This is a genomic window from Streptomyces sp. NPDC001480, assembly GCF_042894725.1.
Classification (GTDB): domain Bacteria; phylum Actinomycetota; class Actinomycetes; order Streptomycetales; family Streptomycetaceae; genus Streptomyces.
Window position 1 is genome coordinate 21006 of record NZ_JBIAVX010000029.1, and the last position, 17683, is coordinate 38688.

The 17683-nt window shown below is 66.2% G+C and carries 18 protein-coding genes; 11 read left to right on the forward strand and 7 right to left on the reverse strand.

Going from position 1 to position 17683, the window contains the following annotated elements:
* Positions 1–27: 27 nt before the first annotated feature.
* The gene (locus ACFY01_RS42380) at positions 28–1182 is read right to left on the reverse strand and encodes a cystathionine gamma-synthase (protein ID WP_390741104.1); all 1155 of its coding nucleotides are present in this window, start codon (positions 1180–1182) and stop codon (positions 28–30) included.
* A 130-nt stretch (positions 1183–1312) separates the two neighbouring features.
* On the opposite strand from ACFY01_RS42380, the gene ACFY01_RS42385 reads away from it, so the two are divergent.
* A complete protein-coding gene (locus ACFY01_RS42385; RefSeq protein WP_390741105.1) occupies positions 1313–2431 on the forward strand; it encodes a hypothetical protein in 1119 nt (372 codons plus the stop codon).
* Positions 2432–2526: 95 nt separating this feature from the next.
* Complete coding sequence (gene msrA / locus ACFY01_RS42390) at positions 2527–3240, forward strand: peptide-methionine (S)-S-oxide reductase MsrA (protein ID WP_390741106.1); 714 nt, start codon at positions 2527–2529, stop codon at positions 3238–3240.
* 65 nt (positions 3241–3305) lie between these two features.
* Here the strand turns inward: msrA and ACFY01_RS42395 are convergent, their stop codons facing one another.
* A complete protein-coding gene (locus ACFY01_RS42395; RefSeq protein WP_390741107.1) occupies positions 3306–3968 on the reverse strand; it encodes a hypothetical protein in 663 nt (220 codons plus the stop codon).
* Positions 3969–4074: 106 nt separating this feature from the next.
* Between ACFY01_RS42395 and ACFY01_RS42400 the strand changes: the two genes are divergently transcribed.
* Both ACFY01_RS42400 and ACFY01_RS42405 read left to right on the forward strand, forming a co-directional pair.
* Positions 4075–4668 (forward strand): DUF4291 domain-containing protein, encoded by a 594-nt coding sequence (locus ACFY01_RS42400; protein WP_390741139.1) that lies wholly within the window; start codon positions 4075–4077, stop codon positions 4666–4668.
* 451 nt (positions 4669–5119) lie between these two features.
* Positions 5120–5422 carry a hypothetical protein gene (locus ACFY01_RS42405; protein WP_390741108.1) on the forward strand — a complete coding sequence of 101 codons (303 nt, stop codon included), beginning with the start codon at positions 5120–5122 and terminating at the stop codon, positions 5420–5422.
* Positions 5423–5584: 162 nt separating this feature from the next.
* Here ACFY01_RS42405 and ACFY01_RS42410 read toward each other — a convergent pair whose 3' ends face one another.
* On the reverse strand, positions 5585–7117 hold the full coding sequence (locus ACFY01_RS42410; RefSeq protein ID WP_390741109.1) for a PIN-like domain-containing protein: 1533 nt from the start codon (positions 7115–7117) through the stop codon (positions 5585–5587).
* A 564-nt stretch (positions 7118–7681) separates the two neighbouring features.
* Here ACFY01_RS42410 and ACFY01_RS42415 point away from each other — a divergent pair.
* Positions 7682–8596 (forward strand): phosphotransferase enzyme family protein, encoded by a 915-nt coding sequence (locus ACFY01_RS42415; protein ID WP_390741110.1) that lies wholly within the window; start codon positions 7682–7684, stop codon positions 8594–8596.
* Positions 8597–8599: 3 nt separating this feature from the next.
* Here the strand turns inward: ACFY01_RS42415 and ACFY01_RS42420 are convergent, their stop codons facing one another.
* Complete coding sequence (locus ACFY01_RS42420) at positions 8600–9973, reverse strand: sporulation protein (RefSeq protein WP_390741111.1); 1374 nt, start codon at positions 9971–9973, stop codon at positions 8600–8602.
* Between the two features lie 211 nt (positions 9974–10184).
* Between ACFY01_RS42420 and ACFY01_RS42425 the strand changes: the two genes are divergently transcribed.
* Positions 10185–10742 carry an ATP-binding protein gene (locus ACFY01_RS42425; protein ID WP_390741112.1) on the forward strand — a complete coding sequence of 186 codons (558 nt, stop codon included), beginning with the start codon at positions 10185–10187 and terminating at the stop codon, positions 10740–10742.
* Between the two features lie 318 nt (positions 10743–11060).
* The gene (locus tag ACFY01_RS42430) at positions 11061–11357 is read left to right on the forward strand and encodes a hypothetical protein (protein ID WP_390741113.1); all 297 of its coding nucleotides are present in this window, start codon (positions 11061–11063) and stop codon (positions 11355–11357) included.
* 410 nt (positions 11358–11767) lie between these two features.
* On the opposite strand, the gene ACFY01_RS42435 is transcribed toward ACFY01_RS42430, so the two are convergent.
* Positions 11768–12547, reverse strand: a complete 780-nt coding sequence (locus ACFY01_RS42435; protein WP_390741114.1) for a GntR family transcriptional regulator — start codon at positions 12545–12547, stop codon at positions 11768–11770.
* Positions 12548–12712: 165 nt separating this feature from the next.
* Between ACFY01_RS42435 and ACFY01_RS42440 the strand changes: the two genes are divergently transcribed.
* From ACFY01_RS42440 to ACFY01_RS42455, 4 genes are all read left to right on the forward strand, one after another.
* Positions 12713–13063: a hypothetical protein gene (locus ACFY01_RS42440; protein ID WP_390741115.1), complete on the forward strand. Its 351-nt coding sequence runs from the start codon at positions 12713–12715 to the stop codon at positions 13061–13063.
* Entirely contained in the window at positions 13063–14364 is a 1302-nt protein-coding gene (locus ACFY01_RS42445; protein ID WP_390741140.1) for an FtsK/SpoIIIE domain-containing protein, read from the forward strand. The genes ACFY01_RS42440 and ACFY01_RS42445 overlap by 1 nt, the downstream gene beginning before the upstream one ends.
* On the forward strand, positions 14361–14558 hold the full coding sequence (locus ACFY01_RS42450) for a hypothetical protein (RefSeq protein WP_390741116.1): 198 nt from the start codon (positions 14361–14363) through the stop codon (positions 14556–14558). The genes ACFY01_RS42445 and ACFY01_RS42450 overlap by 4 nt, the downstream gene beginning before the upstream one ends.
* 301 nt (positions 14559–14859) lie before the next feature.
* The gene (locus ACFY01_RS42455) at positions 14860–16230 is read left to right on the forward strand and encodes a replication initiator (protein ID WP_390741141.1); all 1371 of its coding nucleotides are present in this window, start codon (positions 14860–14862) and stop codon (positions 16228–16230) included.
* Between the two features lie 248 nt (positions 16231–16478).
* Here ACFY01_RS42455 and ACFY01_RS42460 read toward each other — a convergent pair whose 3' ends face one another.
* Together ACFY01_RS42460 and ACFY01_RS42465 are read right to left on the reverse strand one after the other, a co-directional pair.
* Complete coding sequence (locus ACFY01_RS42460) at positions 16479–16850, reverse strand: hypothetical protein (protein WP_390741117.1); 372 nt, start codon at positions 16848–16850, stop codon at positions 16479–16481.
* Complete coding sequence (locus ACFY01_RS42465) at positions 16840–17580, reverse strand: toll/interleukin-1 receptor domain-containing protein (RefSeq protein WP_390741118.1); 741 nt, start codon at positions 17578–17580, stop codon at positions 16840–16842. The genes ACFY01_RS42460 and ACFY01_RS42465 overlap by 11 nt, the downstream gene beginning before the upstream one ends.
* Positions 17581–17683 lie beyond the last annotated feature (103 nt).

Genomic DNA, 17683 nt, shown 5'->3' on the forward strand with positions numbered 1-17683 from the left:
CGGCCGGTCTCCCGCCGGGAGCCGGGACTAGCCGAGGGCCTGCTGGAGGTCCTCCAGGAGGTCCTCGACGTTCTCGATTCCCACGGAGAGGCGGACCAGGTCGGCGGGAACCTCCAGGGCCGAGCCGGCCGCGGACGCGTGGGTCATGCGCCCCGGGTGCTCGATCAGCGACTCGACACCGCCGAGGGATTCGCCGAGCGTGAAGACCTTCGCCCGGTTGCACACCTCGACGGCCGCCTCCTCGCCGCCCTCGACCCGGAAGGAGACCATGCCGCCGAACGCCCTCATCTGCTTGGCGGCGACCTCGTGACCGGGGTGCTCGGGCAGCCCCGGGTACAGGACGCTCGTCACGCGCGCGTGCCGGGTGAGCATGTCGGCGATCTTCGTGGCGTTCTCGCTGTGCCGGTCCATGCGCACCGAAAGCGTCTTGGTGCCGCGCAGCACCAGCCAGGAGTCGAAGGGCCCGGCGACCGCGCCCATCGCGTTCTGGTGATACACCAGCTCCTCGCCCAGCCCCTCGTCCGCCGTGATCAGCGCACCGCCGACGACGTCCGAGTGGCCGCCCATGTACTTGGTCAGGGAGTGCACGACGACGTCCGCGCCGAGCGCGAGCGGCTGCTGGAGGTAGGGCGTGGCGAAGGTGTTGTCCACGACGAGCTTCGCCCCGGCGGCGTGGGCGACCTGGGCGACGGCGGCGATGTCGGTGATGCCGAGCAACGGGTTGGAGGGGGTCTCCACCCAGACCGCCTTGGTCTTCGGGGTGATGGCGGCCCGTACGGCGGCCGGATCACTGGTGTCGGCGACGGACCACTCGACCCCCCACCGGGTGACCACCTTCGCGAACAGGCGGAACGTACCGCCGTACGCGTCGTTGGGAATGACGACGTGGTCACCGGGGCTGAGCAGCGTACGCAACAGGGTGTCCTCGGCCGCCAGCCCGGACGCGAACGCCAGGCCCCTTCGACCGCCCTCGAGGGCGGCGAGGTTCTCCTCCAGGGCGGTCCTGGTCGGGTTGGCGCTGCGGCTGTACTCGTAACCGCCGCGCAGGCCGCCGACGCCGTCCTGCTTGTAGGTCGAGACCTGGTAGATCGGCGGGACGACCGCGCCGGTCAGGGGATCGGCGGTGTTGCCCGCGTGGATCGCGAGGGTCTCGAAATGCTGACTGATGTGCCTGTCGCTCATGGGGACCGAGCGTAATGCGCTCGCGGGGCTGATGACGGACGCCGGGCCCCGGACGGCGGGGGCGGAAGGTTTTCCACAGGTGCCGCGAACCGGTTGGCCAATTGTCGGCGGCGTCTGGTTCGCTTGACGCATGGCGATTCTCTGGGTCCTGATTGCGCTGCTCATGATGAGCTTCGTGCTGCTCCCGACGCTGCGGCGCAGGCGCGGGATGATCGAGCTGGTGTCTCCGGACCACCCGGACGCCGCGGACCCGGCGGACTACGGCTTCGTGCGCCAGGAGGAGCTGGACATCCGGATGCCCGGCCCCGACCAGGACCTGCTGGACGTCCTGGACCTGGTGCAGCGCACGCAGGACTACCGCGCGGCGGCGCAGCTGCTGGCCGGCACCGAGACCGAGGGCGAGCCGCGCTGGCAGCGCGTGCAGGCCTTCGCGGGCGCGGCGGCGCTGGAGCTGCAACAGCGGCCCGGAGGGGTCCACGAGACGCCCGGCGGGCAGTGGCTGCGGGTGTGGCGGGCCGAGCAGCCCAAGGACGCGGGCGGCGCCGCCGTGCACGCGGAGTTCCTGGTGCAGCAGGCGTGGCGCACGTCGACGCCGGGCTCGGACGAGTTCCGGATCATCATGGAGGAAGCCCGGGACGCCTGCGCCCAGGCGGCCCTGCTGGCGCCCGGCGACCCGGTCCCGCACATCGTCGAGCTGTCGGTGGCGCGCGGACTGGCCTACTCCCAGCCGGAGTTCGAGAAGCTCTGGCTGAGGATCCTGGACCGCGCCCCCAACCACATGGGCGCCCATCTCGCGGCCCTGCACTACTGGTGCGAGAAGTGGCACGGCTCCCGCGAGCTGGCGTACTCCTTCGCGGAGGCCGCCGCGGCCCGTGCCCCGCAGGGCTCCCTGCTGGCCGCGATGCCGCTGTTCGCGGTGTTCGAGCACCTCCCCGAGGTGAACCTGGTCAGCAGCTTCTACCAGAGCGAGGTCGTCACCAAGGCGATCCACGGCGCGCTCCACGCGGTGCACGCGGCGCGCCCCGACGACCCGATGCAGGCGCACGTCCGCCACCTGCTGGTCTTCTTCCTGGTGCGCGCCGAGCGCTGGGCGGAGGCCATGAACCAGCTGATACACGTCGACGGCCACGTCGGCGCCCTCCCCTGGATCCTGTCCGCCGACCCGGCCGCCGAGTTCGCCCTGCACCGCGCCCTGGCCGTCGCGGGCTACGAGGCGAACGGCGGCAGCCCGGCGACCCTGCTCACCTGACCGGGGCCGGAATCCGGGCGGCGCCGGAAGCGTTGTGCGGGGTGCCGCCGACGCCTCCGTACGGGCGGCACACCCCAGACCGACAGGGAGATCTCATGCTCTTCGGCCGTACGCCCCAACTGCCCACCGCCGAGCAGGCGCTCAAGGGCCGGCCCGCTCCCGCGTTCGAGGTCCCCGACCGCCACACCGTCCTCGGCAATCCGCTCCAGGGCCCCTACCCCGAGGGTCTGGAGGTCGCCGACTTCGGCCTGGGCTGCTTCTGGGGCGCCGAGCGCAAGTTCTGGCAGCTCCCGGCAGGGGTGTGGACGACCCTGGTCGGCTACCAGGGCGGCCACACCGAGAACCCGGTGTACGAGGAGGTCTGCTCGGGCCTGACCGGCCACACGGAGGCCGTCCGCGTGGTCTACGACCCGAAGCTGATCTCGTACGACCGCCTCCTGAAGACCTTCTGGGAGTCCCACAACCCCACCCAGGGCTTCCGCCAGGGCAACGACGTGGGCACCCAGTACCGCTCCGCGATCTACACCCACACCCCCGAACAGTCCGCCACCGCCGAGGCCTCCCGCACCGCCTACCAGAAGCTCCTGACCGCCTCCGGCCACGGCAAGATCACCACCGAGATCCTCCCGTCCGAGGGCCGCCCCTTCTACCCGGCCGAGGCGTACCACCAGCAGTACCTCGACAAGAACCCGGCGGGGTACTGCGGGCTGGGAGGGACGGGGGTCAAGCTAAGTACCCCGTTCGAGACCAACTGGGGAGCCTCCTGCCCGATCGGCATTGCGCCGGCGCCCGAGGTGACCGACAAGTAACCAGTGGTGCGAGCCCTGGCACTTGATGATGGGGGGGGAGCCGTGGCACGGCATCTCGTTCAGTGCTACGGCTCGACTCCCCCGAGCAGCCCCCACTCGTCCAGGCCTGAGTAGATGAGCGCTGTGCGACCCCGGAGAAACGAGAAACACTCGGCCTCCCCTGAATAGATCGCCACCAACGAGTCGGTTCCCCGCCACCAAGTGTCCGCCAGCCCCCTCACCTCGCGCACCGGCTCGTAGGAGTCCAGAGCAATCCGGTCGACGTCGTCACCCGTGGCCTTGGTGACCTGCTTCGCCCACATGGCTGCGTGATGGGCCAGTGCGAGCGACTCCACCCAGCCCTCAACGGTCGTGTGAAGGGGCACCCACCGACCTGCATGGATGCCGAACTCACCGCCCGGTCCGATCATGAATGAGTAGGGGACGGCGGTCCGCTGTGTGCCTGCTTCGAACCACCAGCCTTCGGCCGGTGAGCCTTCAGGCGAGTCGGGATCGAAGTACTTGGGGCCTCCGTCGTATTGCGGAGCGGGCGGCAAGAGCAGTCCGCCCCATCGCGCTTCAAAGGTCGCCATCCGGTCGATCACCGCAGACGGGACGTCCCGGTCAAGCCACCACTGCCTGTGTTCCTCAACCGGCCGGACGTCGACCTTGATGCCGTGCACACTGACAAAGTTCCGGGCTCTACGCGTCAGCCTGTCGGGTACGTCGTTGATGAGGTTGAGGTTCACCAAGGGGACGCTACCGGGTATGGCGATTCGCCTGTCGGCTGTCCCGTTGCCCATGCGCGTCGAAAATCAGTGGCTCCCCGCACGGACCGGCCCGACGCTGTACGCCATGGAACGACCGCAACATGAGATCCGCGCGGCCTACGGAGCCTCCACGATCACCGTCTATCAGGCGTACCCTCCGGAGCTTGGCCTGCCCGCCGTCCGGGAAGGCAGGTTTCCCGCCTCGTGGAAGCGGAGCCGGATGACGTGGATCAAGCCATCGTTCCTGTGGATGATGTATCGCTGCGGCTGGGGCACGAAGCCGGGACAGGAGACGGTTCTTGCCGTCGAGATCACTCGCGACGGCTTCGAGTGGGCGCTGCGCAACGCGTGCCTGTCGAGTTACGTCCGTAGGCTGCACTCCGACCGCAGCACCTGGCAACGCCAGTTGAAGCGCTCACCGACCCGCGTCCAGTGGGACCCCGAACGTGATCTGCACCTCCAGCCCCTGCCCTACCGCGCGCTGCAACTCGGGCTCTCCGGTGAGGCCGTAGAGCGTTACGCGGACGAGTGGACGGTCTCCATCAGTGACGTGACTCCGCTCGCCTACGAGATCCACGAACTCGTCAACCACGGCGACCTGGACGCGGCGACCCGACTGTTACCCAAGGAGCGGCCATACCCAGCTGAGGGCGAACTACTGACCCATCTGTACTCCTGACCGTGCACGCCCGCCCGGAAGTCGGCTGCCACCACGGGTCACATGGCAGCACAGGCTCGCCGGGACGGGGGTCAAGCTAAGTGACCCGTTCGAGACGAACTGGGGTGCGTCTTGCCCGACGGGCATCGCTCCGGCGCCGGAAGCCACGGAGCAGTAGCCCACCAAGCTCACATCCCACCCATCGACCGTGCCGCCGATCACTCGGGACGGTGCCACGGCCGTATGGCCCACATCCGAGCGATTGGCTCCGCAGGGCGTCAGCCTTCCTGGAGCGGGGTTTCGGCCAAACCGTCCGCTGAGGGCATGGCTCGCTAAGCCGCTCGCCACGATTACAGACATGGCGACCTCGGGGGCAAGAAGCAGTCGGCTCGGCGGTTTAGGGCAGTGGTGGGGGGTCCTGGCTGGCGCTCTACTCATCGCCGCGTGGATCAATAGGGCAGCGGGTCCAGCGGTGATCGTCGTTCTGTCCGCCGCTGTGCTTCTCTGGTCTTTCTTTCAAGCGCCGGTGACCTGTGGAGCGCCAGTCAGGGGACGGGACGACGGCTGCCGTAACAACGCAACCGGCCTCCTCATGGGCTGCCACATCCGCCAGCACCGGTGGCAGAAGCTCAAGATGCTTATCCTTCGACGTCAAGTACGCGCGTTCTGCTCCGGTCTGTTCTCAGACGGCAAGGCCACCCTCGTCACGCTGGCCGCGATCGGCAGCTTCCTGTCCGGCCTCGTGGCCTTCATCCCCGGCGTCGCGGTCAACTGATCCTTCTGATGCCCACAGGCGGAATTGGTGCGACCTACTAAAGAGCTCATCGGGTGGTCACGCTACAAATCCATGGGTGACGCCAGCGTCGCTTTCTACCAGTGGTGACCAGCGGAAACAGGGTTTTTGGCGTACGCCAACACGTACAACGGCGGCAACACATCAAACGTCGTTAAAGCCAAAAAGCGGCTCCATGTCACGCCAATTGAAGGTCCCGGTACTACTGCTGTATAAGGTTCCCCAAAATGCAACATGGAGGCCATATTCAACGCCCGCAGAGAATGGAATAACCACAATTTTCAGGCTGGATCCTGACGGCCCAAGAAGACCGGGAATTCCCGTAGGGGATCGCGTTAGGTCGGTCAACGAAAGATCATACTGACGCTCTTCCAGTTCACCGAAAAAGTCACGCAGCGTCTTTTTTCCATTCAAGTATTTCAATACGTGATTGATCGGTACCGGGTGACTGGCGTACCTGACCGGAAATAGAAGGTGGCCCTGCAGGACTGGATATTCCTTCGATCTTACGAGAATGGACGATCCGCCCATTGTTCGCACCGCACTGTTAAGCTCCCGAAGGACTTCCCTCGTCAGGACAACGCTGTAAGGCAGCCGCTTAACCCCGGTCCCATTCACCACTTCAACGGCACGGTCATGGGCACGCTGAAGGCGGGACGGGATTTCTGCGGCCAGTTTCACCGGAAGGTGAATTCCCGCGCCAAGTACTTCACTAGTAGCCAGATCGCTAACAGAGCGCTCATCCACCTTCAGGCCGAATATACGGTCAGCCTCGGCGAGAAGTTGACTTGGTGTCAACATGTGCAAATCTACGCCAGCCCGCTTCTTTAGCTCGACGCGAAGCTCAGTCCTCGGACGAGCGGAGCCTTGACTCCCGCTTGAGGTCCACCAATCCTCCTTCACGTCTCCGGTCACCAGTAGCACCTCACGTCTGCGCTGCTCCGCCTCGACGAGAATTTGTGCCCAGATTATGTAGTCTCCCGCCGCCTGTTCGGGTGATTTGCCTGATTGGAAATCCTTATATCCAGGAGGAATCTCCTCGGTCGCTCGCCTAGCAGCCTCACTAAGCGCTTCGGCATAAAGCTGCTCAGAGAACGGGTCACCAATCCTACCGCGAAGAAGTGGCTCCAGTTGGCGCAAGACTGGATCTGTAGAAGTGGAAGACGTCCCTTCTAGGGCATCTTTCTTGGCCTGATCTTCGATGAAGTCTTTTAGCTCGGAAAAAGTCTCAAGCACGGATTGGGTTGCCGTATTAACGCGTCGGTGAGCCTCACCGTCATTCATCAAGTGAACGTCTTTTAGCCAGCGCTCCAAGGCGTCCTTCATGGAACGAGAAACCTTGTCGAGAGCCGCGCCAGCTTCGCGGGCTTTACTCTTATGGTGGCCGCGCACGGATGGCAGATCTCGATTTCTCCAAAATTCAGAAAGCACCTGATGAGGTATCCAGATCTGCCCTCTCAACTGATTCAGTACGGCGAACGTATCTCTACGGGTGCGTTCGTTCGACCTGTAAAGATTAATGAGAACGTTCGTATCGAGGACGATAATTGCAGAGGAGAACAGTCGCTGATAGTCAGCCTGAGATGGCGTGCGATAGGCGTCGTCACAATCGAAGATCCCGCGCTCTTGCGTCGACTCAGGCACGACCGCCCCCAGCGCCTGCTCTTCCTTCTCCACCGATCCCCCCGACGCTCGCCCGGTACCGTGCCTAGTCTCCCATTTGGTCAACGGGTTTAACAGCGATATGCATGACGTACTGATCAACGGCACCACTGGGGTGCTGGTCGCCCTCTTATCAACATCACGGGCTGTCAGCCCCTCGCGCTACGTGGCTCATGGTGTTACAGAGGCTGTCTCATCAGTCAGTGACCTGTGGGGTACGCCACCGGCAGCACACAACCAAGCCGGCCGAGGTCACTGACGCCAAGCACGACCAGACCTGCTCGCACCACGACACGCGGCCTGAAAAGCGGATGGCCTATCGCGCCCACCTGCGCTGGTTGGTCTCTGGAGGGGGGCCGGGGAGGAGAATCCGGAATCGCGTTCGGGACGAAGGTGCCTGACCATAGACGTCCGCATGGACGTGCGAAACTACTGAGCTTCCCATGCTGAGGGCTCTTTCTCTCGCTCAGACGGCGTTCTCCTGGGTACCGTCGTGGTCGTGTGTCCGGTGTACGTCGGGTTGGTCACCCGTGGGCGTGCGCTGGTTGATCGCGCGCGACTAGGGGAGCTGGTACGGGCATGGCGGTTGACGCTGCTCGATCGGAAGAAGGGTTCACGTCGGCGGGGGCTGCGCGGGTGATGAGTGCCGCGTGCCGGGCGGCGGGGCTGGATGGCGGGGGCGCGGAGCTGATCCGGTTCGGGGAGAACGCTCTGTTCCGGCTGGCCTCGGTACCTGTGGTCGTGCGTGTGGCGCGGGGGGAGGAGTGGCTACCCAAAGCGCGCATCGAGGTAGCCGTGTCGCGGTGGCTGGCAAAGGAGGGCTTCCCCGGGGCGCGCATCCTCGATGACCTCGAACAGCCACTCGTGGTCGACGGTCACCCGGTGACCTTCTGGCATCTCATCCGTGAGGGTGACCGTAAGGCAACGTACGGGGAACTGGGCGGCATCCTGCGAGATCTCCACTCCATGACCCTGCCGGCCGGGGTGGAGTTTCCCTCGTTCGATCCCTTCGACAAGCAAGAACTGCGGATCAACCGGGCCCCGATTCCGGAGGACGATCGGGCCTTCTTGCGGAAGCGCTGGCGTGAGCTGCGTGATCAGTTCGGAGAGCTGAGCTTCGAGACGCCCAAGGGACCTGTGCATGGTGACGCTCACGTCCAAAACCTCATGGTGGACGATCAAGGGCACGTCATCCTGATCGACTTTGAGGCGTTCTGCTTCGATCACCCGGAATGGGACCTGATGGTCACGGCCACGGAGCATCACAGTCTTGGCTGGCAGACCGACGAGCAGTACGCCGACTTCGTGCGGGCCTACGGGCGCGACCTGTACGACTGGCACGGTTATGGCACGCTTCGACGGCTCCAAGAGTTCGGCATGACGACGTGGCTCATGCAGAACGTGCGGGAGGACGGGAGGACGGCTGCCGAGTACCGCCGGCGCATCTCGGCCCTGCGCAACGACGACGCGCCTCGGGACTGGCGGCCGTGGTAGCCGCTATTCGTCGTCGTCCAGCCGGGCCAGTGCCTCACTCACCTTCTCGTTGAAGGCGACCACGGCGGGGTGGGCCGCGTGCGGGCTCACCTCGGCCTGGAAGTCGGTCACGTAGCGCTGGAAGCGGGAGGACTGGAGGGAGTCTCCGCCGTCGACTGCGAGACTCGCGGTGGCGACCGCGGCTTCCAACTCGCCGTTTATGAGCTGGCTTTGGGCGAGCACCATGCGGCAGAAACCAAGGGTGCGGGCGTACGCCGGGTCGGTGCTGTCGACGGCGCGCTGCGCCTGCTCGACTGCTTCCCGGCGCATCCGCAGATCGCGGAAGCAGTGGCAGAACTCGCCCGTGAGTTCCGCTTCGTCGAAGTAGCCGAGCCATGCGGGGTCGTCGGCGCTGTCGGCCTGCTCGAAGTGGCGTGCCGCCTCGTTCATCGCGCGAGCTGCGCCTACCTTCTCGCCTGCGTTGGAGAGGGCTCGGGCCTCCATCGCCCAATAGTTGGACATGGCGCGTGGGGTGGCTCGGCCCTTGGCGCCCTCGACGGCGGCGCGGGCCAGTTGGATGGCCTGGGCGTGGTGGCCGAGATAGTTCGCCTGGTGGCTGAGGTTGCCGAGGATGCGGGCGCCGAACATGCGGTCATCGATGACCTGCGTCAGCCGGAGCGTGGACGACAGGTAGCGGTGGGCGAGCCGGTGGTTCCCAGTGTCGTACGCGGTCCACGCGAGAAGCTGAGAGACCTCGGCGGCGGCGCCGAATAAGGCGGTGCCCACCTTTTCGCTGTAGGTGACTTCCAGCAGCGGCAGGACTTCGTGGCGGAAGTAGTGGCGCAGTGCCTTGTGGCCGTGGCCTCCGCCGTACTTGAAGTCGAGCTGCATGAACATGCCTGCGGCGTCCCTGATCGCACGCACGTCGCGCATGCCGACGCGTTGGCGTCCGGGGCGATCGGCTTGGATGCCATCGGGGCGCGCGATCATCCATGACAGGACAGCGGAGCTAAGGTCACCGTCGGCAACGATCAGCGGGTCGTCGGCCGGGGTCTCAGACCGCTCGTCGGCAAGACTGCCCAGTGTGGAGAGCACATCGGGAACGGTGCTCGGATAGCCGACCGGCTGAGGCGCGGCGGCCTGCGGGAGATCGAAAAAGCCGAGATCGGCCGACGTGATGCGGCGGCCAAGCTTGGTGCCCAGGACATCCGCCATGACCGACGCTGCTTCGGGCCGGATGCCTGATCCGTTCCGCCATCGCTGCACGGAGATATGCGTGGTCCGGAGATCAAGGCCACGGTGATCGGCGGTTTCCTGCATGCGCTTCGCCAGGCCCTTGTTCGAGACCTGCGCCTCTTCCATGATCGCGATCAACTTCGCGTTTGGCTCTCGGCTCATGCTCCCCTGCCAACCCGAGAATTACGGCGAGTGCCCATCGTGTCACAGCAGTCTCGCCTTGGGGGGGGTCCATTAGTGAACCCCCCTTGCGTTTGCCGGTGTTCACGTGAACCCCCTGGTGAACGCTCCCGGTCACATGCCTTCCGCCGTGTACTGGCTTGCGTGCAGCAAGCGGTGACGTGAGGGCCGTCGAGGCTCGGAAGGGAACGTGATGGATGCGGGGAAAGCCCAGCACGTGGCAAGCGAGTTGGACGCGTACGCGCACTGGTTCGTGGCACCGGATCCGCGTTCTGGCGGTCGGTTCCTGGCGCTGATGCTCTTCGCCGAGTGCGCCGGCACTGCTCGCGTCGCGCGCGACACGACTTCTGTGTTTCTTCGGGGTGCGGTCGCAGACGAGGTGATGCACGATGCCCGGCTGGTTGTCTCGGAGCTGGTCGGCAACGTGGTGAATCACGCCGTGCCGGATCGCCACCAGACCCGTCCCGGCGGCTGCCGGCGCATCGACGTGACCTTCAAGCTGTACCCGAAATGGTTCTTCATCGGCGTCACGGATGAGGACTCGACGGCTCCGCTGCTCCCCATGGGTGACTGGCTCGCGCCGGAGCTGGTGGGGGAACTGTCAGAGGCGGTCCTGCCGGACAGCGGGCGTGGGCTCATGATCGCTCAGCGGGTGGCGACGGCTGTCTGGTGGACGCCGGGTGAGCAGGGCGGCAAGACGGTCTGGTGCCGCTTCGACCTGGACAGTGGAGCCGAGCTCACGCCCATCTGATGAACTCCGGGCCCGTCACCTGCCTCACTCCCTCGCGATCGGGAGTTGGCGGCGGCTCGGACACCGGCCGGAGTCTGACCCACTCCGACCACTGGCGCGGTCTCTCCTGTTTCCGGGGGCTCCCCTTCCGGCCGAGGGGCCGCGCCTCACAACCACAAATGACACCGGGCCACCCCTGCCCTGGTAAGCGATGGGTGGCCCGGCTGGGAACACGGCGGTTCCCGGTACCTGATGGTACCGGGGCCGTCGTGCTGCGTTTTGGCCCTGGCACAAGGAAGTTGATGATCCGTTACCTAGATCAGGGCAGAGGTGGACAAGGTGACTGGCTTCGGTGAGGACCGGTTGGGCGACGGTCTTGAGGTCACGGGTGTGGACTCCGGGCTGTGGGTGTCCGGCGTCGACTACATCGAAGGCTGGCGTACGGCGCGCGAGTCGGCCGATCGTTTGAACCGGGCGCTCCTGGGCGTGGGACTGGAGCTGTCTGCCGTACGGGCCGTCGCCTCGACGAACGAGGATGGTCGCGGGGTTGTGCGGTTGGTGGGCTGGCCGGACGCCGTGGACAGGCTTGCCCAGCTCCTGGAGGGGCGCGCGGACGGCAATGGTGGTGCCGCGTGAGGGGGCCTTTCGCTGGTGAGCGGCGCGCCTGGGCACGTCGCCGGCCGGAGAGACTTTGGGCTGGAGCTGCCATGGGGCGAGTGAACAGGGGGCCCTACGCTGGCCCGGCGAATCGGGCAGGCACTGGTCCTGCCCGCGTATGTGCCCGATGGGCCCCCTGTTCTTCGAGGCTCGCCCCATGGTGGCTGCCTAAAGTCTCGGAGGCTGTCGACCCCCAGCCCCGTCGGCCTCGGCCTGCGACGACTGGTCGACGCCTCGACTTCTCGAACGTGCTGCGGGCGGGGGCGCCTGGTGACCGGACGGGACCGGCGTCCACGCCGCACGCCCGGCCGGGGCGGCCGGGCGACCCGGCGCGCCGCAGGCGCGCCCTTGAGGAAGTGAAGGCTGTTTCGACCGATTGCCGTTGGCGCTCAAGTGCGGGTGCGTCGCGTGGGCTGCTTGTCGGCGGTGATCCCGTAGGCGAGTTCGGCACGGTCCGCCCCGAAGCGCAGCTCTTCAAGGATCAGCGGGCGGTCGTCGGCTCCGTGCGCGACGCGGGCCACATGCAAGACCGGGGTCGCGTCTGGGAGCTGGAGCGTGGTCCGCTCATCGGGCAGCGGCATGCGCGCGCGTACGGTCTCGGACCAGGACAGCGGGTGTCCGTCCTGGCTGAGCAGCCGGTAGATCGCGGCGGGGCGTTTGCACGGCTCGTCGGCAAGGAGCGGAACGGCTTCGGCGACCTCGAACGGGATCAGCGTGCGGTGCATCGCGCGCGTCCCCGTAGCGGGGTCGACCAAGAGCCGGTCGCACCCGAACAGCGCTTCCTCCTCGCCGAGCTGGAGAAGTCGGCCGGTGTCCTTCGTGGTGCGGGCGCGGTAGCTGCTCGGCGCCTCGGCCTCCTGCCAGGTGTCGCCGTTGGGCATGACGAACTTGCCCTCGGCGGTGCGGCTGATACGGCGCTCGATGGTGAGGACGGGCTGTCCGCTGGAGCGGACGAAGCTGCCCTTGCCGTGGCGGACGTCGATCAGGCCTTCTGCCCGGAGTGCCGCAACCGCGTTACGGACCGTGGGGCGGGAAACGCCGTAGCGGGCCATGAGCTGGGCCTCGGACGGCAGCAGGGATTCGGGCGCAAACTCGCCGGACAGGATCGACTCTCGGATCGCTGCGGCCACCTGCTGGTAGAGGGCTCCGGGGCGCTGGATCTCTGACATCTCGGCATCTCCGGGTTGAAGTCGTAGGCACGTCGCACGCGCGACATCACTCGTCAGCATAAGTAGTTGCACCCTCGCCGTACAGCACTCCATAGTCATCACTCGTAAGGACAAGTGACGTCCGTACATGACGGGCGTCCCGACTGGCCAGGGAGGCCAAAGATCATGCAGTCCATTCCCGTGGACACGGCGCGTCTGGGCGTACTGCGGTGCGCCATCGCGCCCGAAGCAAAGATCACCAACTCCGAGACACAGGAGGTCAAGAGGGACCGGGACGGCAACCCGGTCTGGACCGTGGCCGTGACCGTGCGGCAGGACGGGCGGCGTATCTCCGTCATCGAGATCGCTGTGAGCGGTCAGCCGAAGGGCATCGAGGAAGGGCAGATCGTCAAGGTCACCGGGCTGACGGCGTTCATGTGGTCGATGGGCGACCGGCACGGCGTCAGCTTCCGGGCCGACGCGATCACGCCCGTGCACGGCGGTCCGGCGGCGCACACCAAAGGCGGTGACGCGTGATGGAACCGATCCTTCTTGCCTTCGCGCTCGCCATTCTGGCGTGGCTGCTCGTCCTCGGCGACCTGGTCCGCCGGCACCGTCCGGCCTGGCACTGGTACCTCATCGGTTACCCGGCCACCGCCTTCCGCGTGATGTTCACCTGGCGCAAGGTCGCCATGCTCAACGACCTCGCAGTCTCGCACCGCCCGCCGCGGGGGCTGCTCGGCGACCTGGTGGTCAAGGGCGATCCGCTGCGGCCCGTGGCTCCCCGGATTTCCTTCCCGCGCGCCACCCGCTTGGGGCTGACCGTGGCCGTGCGCCTGCACGCGGGCCAGACCCCGGCAACCTTCATGAAGGCGGCTGACGCGCTGGTCCACGCGTGGAAGGTGCACGCTGTACGCGTCACCTCGCCGGAACGCGGACTCGTCCTGCTGACCGCCACAGCCACAGACCCGCTTCAGCGGCCCGGCTTAGCCCAGGCTCCGGCCGAACTTCTCTCCGCTCTCATCGGCGTCCTGGAGAGCGGCGGCGCCTGGGTCATGAACCTGCGACTGGTGCCGCACTGGCTCATCGTCGGGGCCACCCGATCGGGCAAGTCAACGCTGCTGGCCCGCCTGATCATCCAACTCACTCCGCAACCGGTCGCCCTGGTCGGCATCGACTGCAAGGGCGGCATGGAGCTGGGCCTGTTCGCCGGACGGCTGAGCGCGCTGGCGACGTGCAGGCGTGAGGCGGTCGCCGTGCTCTCCGCCCTCGTGGTCGACATGCAGGACCGGATGAGCGCCTGCCGGTCGGCCAGCGTGCGCTCCATCTGGGAGCTGCCCGAGAAGCTGCGGCCGGTGCCGGTCGTCGTGATCGTCGACGAGATCGCGGAACTGTACCTCTCCGACGGCACCCGCGAGAGCAAGGCAGAGGCGGAACAGTGCTCGACGCTCCTGCTCCGTCTCGCGCAGCTCGGGGCCGCGCTCGGCATCCATCTGATCGTGGCCGGACAGCGCGTCGGCTCCGATCTCGGCCCTGGCGTCACCGCGCTGCGCGCCCAGCTCGGCGGCCGGATCTGCCACCGCGTCAACGACCCCGGCACAGCTGAAATGACCTTGGGTGACCTGAACAAGGACGCCGTGGCCGTCGCCCAGTCGATCACACCGCAGGAACGCGGCGTGGCCGTTTGCACCGGACCGGACGGCGGATGGAGCCGCGCCCGCTCCCACCTCACACCCACGGAAGACGCCACCGCGATCACCCAGAAGTACGGCGCCACCACCCCGGAACTGCCCGCCCTAGGCCGCGCGCTCGCGGCGCTGGAAGGAGACGACAAGTGATCAGCGCAGGTGCCGCCGTGTCTCTCGTCGTGGTCTTCGGGATCATCACCGTCCTCCTTGTCCGCTCCCGCGACGTGCGGATCTGGGAAGCGGCCTGCATCGCCCTGTTCGGCATGTACCTGGGCCAGACACCCGCCAGCCTCACGATCAACGGCTTCGTGACCTGGGTCCTCAGCGGCTTCAAGCACTTCTGACCAAGAACGGAGACACGGCTATGCCCATGCCTCGCGTGAGGTGCCCCCACTGCAAGGGCGACGGAGCCCGCAGGACCTGGACCGGTCGGCTGCGGCGCTGCCGCGTCTGCCGGGGAACCGGCACCATCCGCTGAACCCCTACCCACCCGACCCACTCACGCACGGGAGTGATCCCCATGGCCCACGGCGCACCGCCCACCATCGATCGTGCCGCTTCGGCGGCCCGCACTGGAAGGTCACCACCATCACCGCGGAGTTCACTCCGGCTGACAGGCGCGCCGCCCTCGACCGCGCGACGCGCCTGCGTCAGCTCCCCGAATCAGACCACGACGCCATACGCCTCGCCCAAGACCCGAACTTCCCCCGCTGGCTCGAGCAGATCACTGCAACCGGCGGCTGCGCCCACCCCGTCCACCTCTCCGGCTCGACCACCACCGTGGACGGCACCACCGGCGAGATCATCCACCACTACGACACGCGCAACGAACCCGGCGAACGCCTCCTCGTCCGCTGCCGGAACCGACGCGCGACCGTCTGCCCGGCCTGCTCCCGCCTGCACGCGGGAGACACCTACCACCTCGTCCGCGCCGGCCTCCTCGGCGGCAAGAACGTCCCCGCGACCGTCCGCCATCGCCCCCGGCTGTTCGTCACCCTCACCGCCCCGTCCTTCGGAGCCGTACACCGGGCCTCGGATCTGTGCCGTCCCCGCCGCGATGGCGGCACCTGCGCACACGGACGGTCCCTCGGTTGCAGCGGCCGTCATGCCCTGGACGCACCGACTGTCGGCCAACCACTGTGCCCCGACTGCTACGACTACACCGCCCACGTGCTGTGGCACGCGCACGCCTCCAAGCTGTGGGACCGGTTCGTCATCGACGTCCGGCGGCGCTTGGCCTCCTCGGTCGGCCTCGTACAGTCCCGCTTCGCGCAGCACGCCCGACTGTCCTTCGCCCGCGTCGCCGAGTACCAGAAGCGCGCGGCCGTTCACGTGCACGCCGTCGTCCGCCTGGACGGCCCGAACGGGGCGGACGACGAACCCCCGGCCTGGGGCACTGCGGAACTGCTCACCGACGCCGTACGCACTTCCGCCCCGCGGGTCCTGGTCCGTACTCCCTATAGCCTGGCCGTGGGCGAGCTGGCCTTGCGTTGGGGCGCACAGGTCGACGCCAGGCCCCTACGCATCGACGGCGACGGGCCCGACGATGATGCGGTCGCCGCGTACGTGGCCAAGTACGTCACCAAAGGCGCGAGCGACACAGGCGCCGGCACCGACCACCCGCCCACTACCTGGGACGACATCGAGTCGGCACCCGTCAGTGAACACGTCCGTACCCTCATGCGCACCTGCTGGCGCCTCGGCGGCCTCCCCGAGTACGAGTCCCTTCGCCTCCGCGCCTGGGCTCACACGCTCGGCTACCGGGGCCACATCCTCACCAAGTCCCGTGCCTATTCAACGACATACGCGGCTCTGCGCGCCGAACGCGCCGACCACATGGGCCATGCCGAGATCGCCGCCGCTGTCACCGATCGGCATTGGCACTACGTTGGCTCCGGCCACACCCCCGGCGCAGCCCTCATCGCCGCAGGCATCGCCGAAGATCTGCCGAGTGTTCGGGAAGCGGCACGTGACGCCGTGCTCCCCACCTCTGGGGGCGCTGTTGGTGCCGGATGAGTTACGGCGACGGGTAGCCGAGTCTCGGGCCCGGCAGGGCCTTCCCCCAGTCATCGAGGACCTGGCGGTGATCGAACACGCCGCTCGCGCCTTCCGGCTGATTCCTCCCGGCCCTTCCGAAAATGAGCAGGCACGCCTCAGGACCAAAAGCCGACCAAGACTCGCAACATTGCCGGAAGAAGCTAATCATCGGGCGAAACAGCCCCATTAAAGGGTCTTCAGGCTGGCACATAGGGTCCAGGCATCCGTTAACGACGCTGGAAAACCGGAGCCTCAGTTACAGGTTTTAATGGTTCTTCCGGCGCCTTCTTCACTGCCCAAGACTTGTAGGCGGCCACAACGACTCCCAGAACGTCGACAAACAGGGCACCCGAGGCAGCTGCAGTCATCTCACCGGGAACCGTTTCGTACTGCATGAGGACGACTACACAGAACACGGCCATAGCAGGAAGCATCAAGATTCCGGTCCAACCAGCCGAAACCTGCAGGCGCCTGATAGCGCGTGCACGCGCAATATTCTCGTCAGCCACCAGGCGTTCCTGACGAAGTCGCTCCTCAGCTTGAGCAAGAAGAATAGCAGTCTCCGTACCAATTTTCCCTCCCCCGGATTCAAGCGTCATGCGGCGCTCCGGTAGGAGAAGGGGAATCGACGGAAGACTCGCTCTTTGAGCGACGTTTCTTCGCTGCAGCAATTGCAGCGCTGATCCCGGCAGCCACAATCCCCCCTACGACCGCACTAATAGGACCACCTAGGGCCATCCCAATCATGGTCCCGCTAGCGAAGGCTGTTGAAGTCAGTGATGCATCAGCCAACTTGTCTCGATCCTGACGATGCACCTCTTCAATACTGCGGGCCTGCTCTTCCGTTTCACGGCGAAGCAATCGCTCCTGGGCTTCGATCTGGCCAATCTCACTTACTCGGTCGACAGGCGGCTCATTGACACTCAGAGCCTCTAGAAGCGGATTTAGGTAATCATCGCTATCCGCACGCCCACTCAGCACGACGGACTGATATCCACGTAGTACAGCAGGAATCGCCGCGCCAGACTCCAGAAGCACCGGAATTATCTTCTTCTCGGAATCGAGAGCTTCCGCCAATTCCAGCAGAACACCGTCACCAGAGAAGTAGTTGCCCGTCAGCAGAACGACGACCACGTCAGCATCATTAACCTGACCACGTACCCAACGAGTCCATGCGGATCCTGGAGGGGGAGGGGTCGGATAGACCTTGAAGCCAATTACCGTCAACCTGTCCCTAATAGGCGCCACGGCATTCTCAGCCTCATTGAGATAACTTAGATAAATCGACGGACGGCTGACATCCTCGTCTTTTTCGCTTTCCTCGGCCAATTAGCCCCCCCTAGCCGATTCAACCCACAGCAGGTGAAGAGAGCATAGCGCTGCGGGCGGCTACCGTCAGCCAACCGCGCAGAAGTGTGAATAGAGGTTTGGA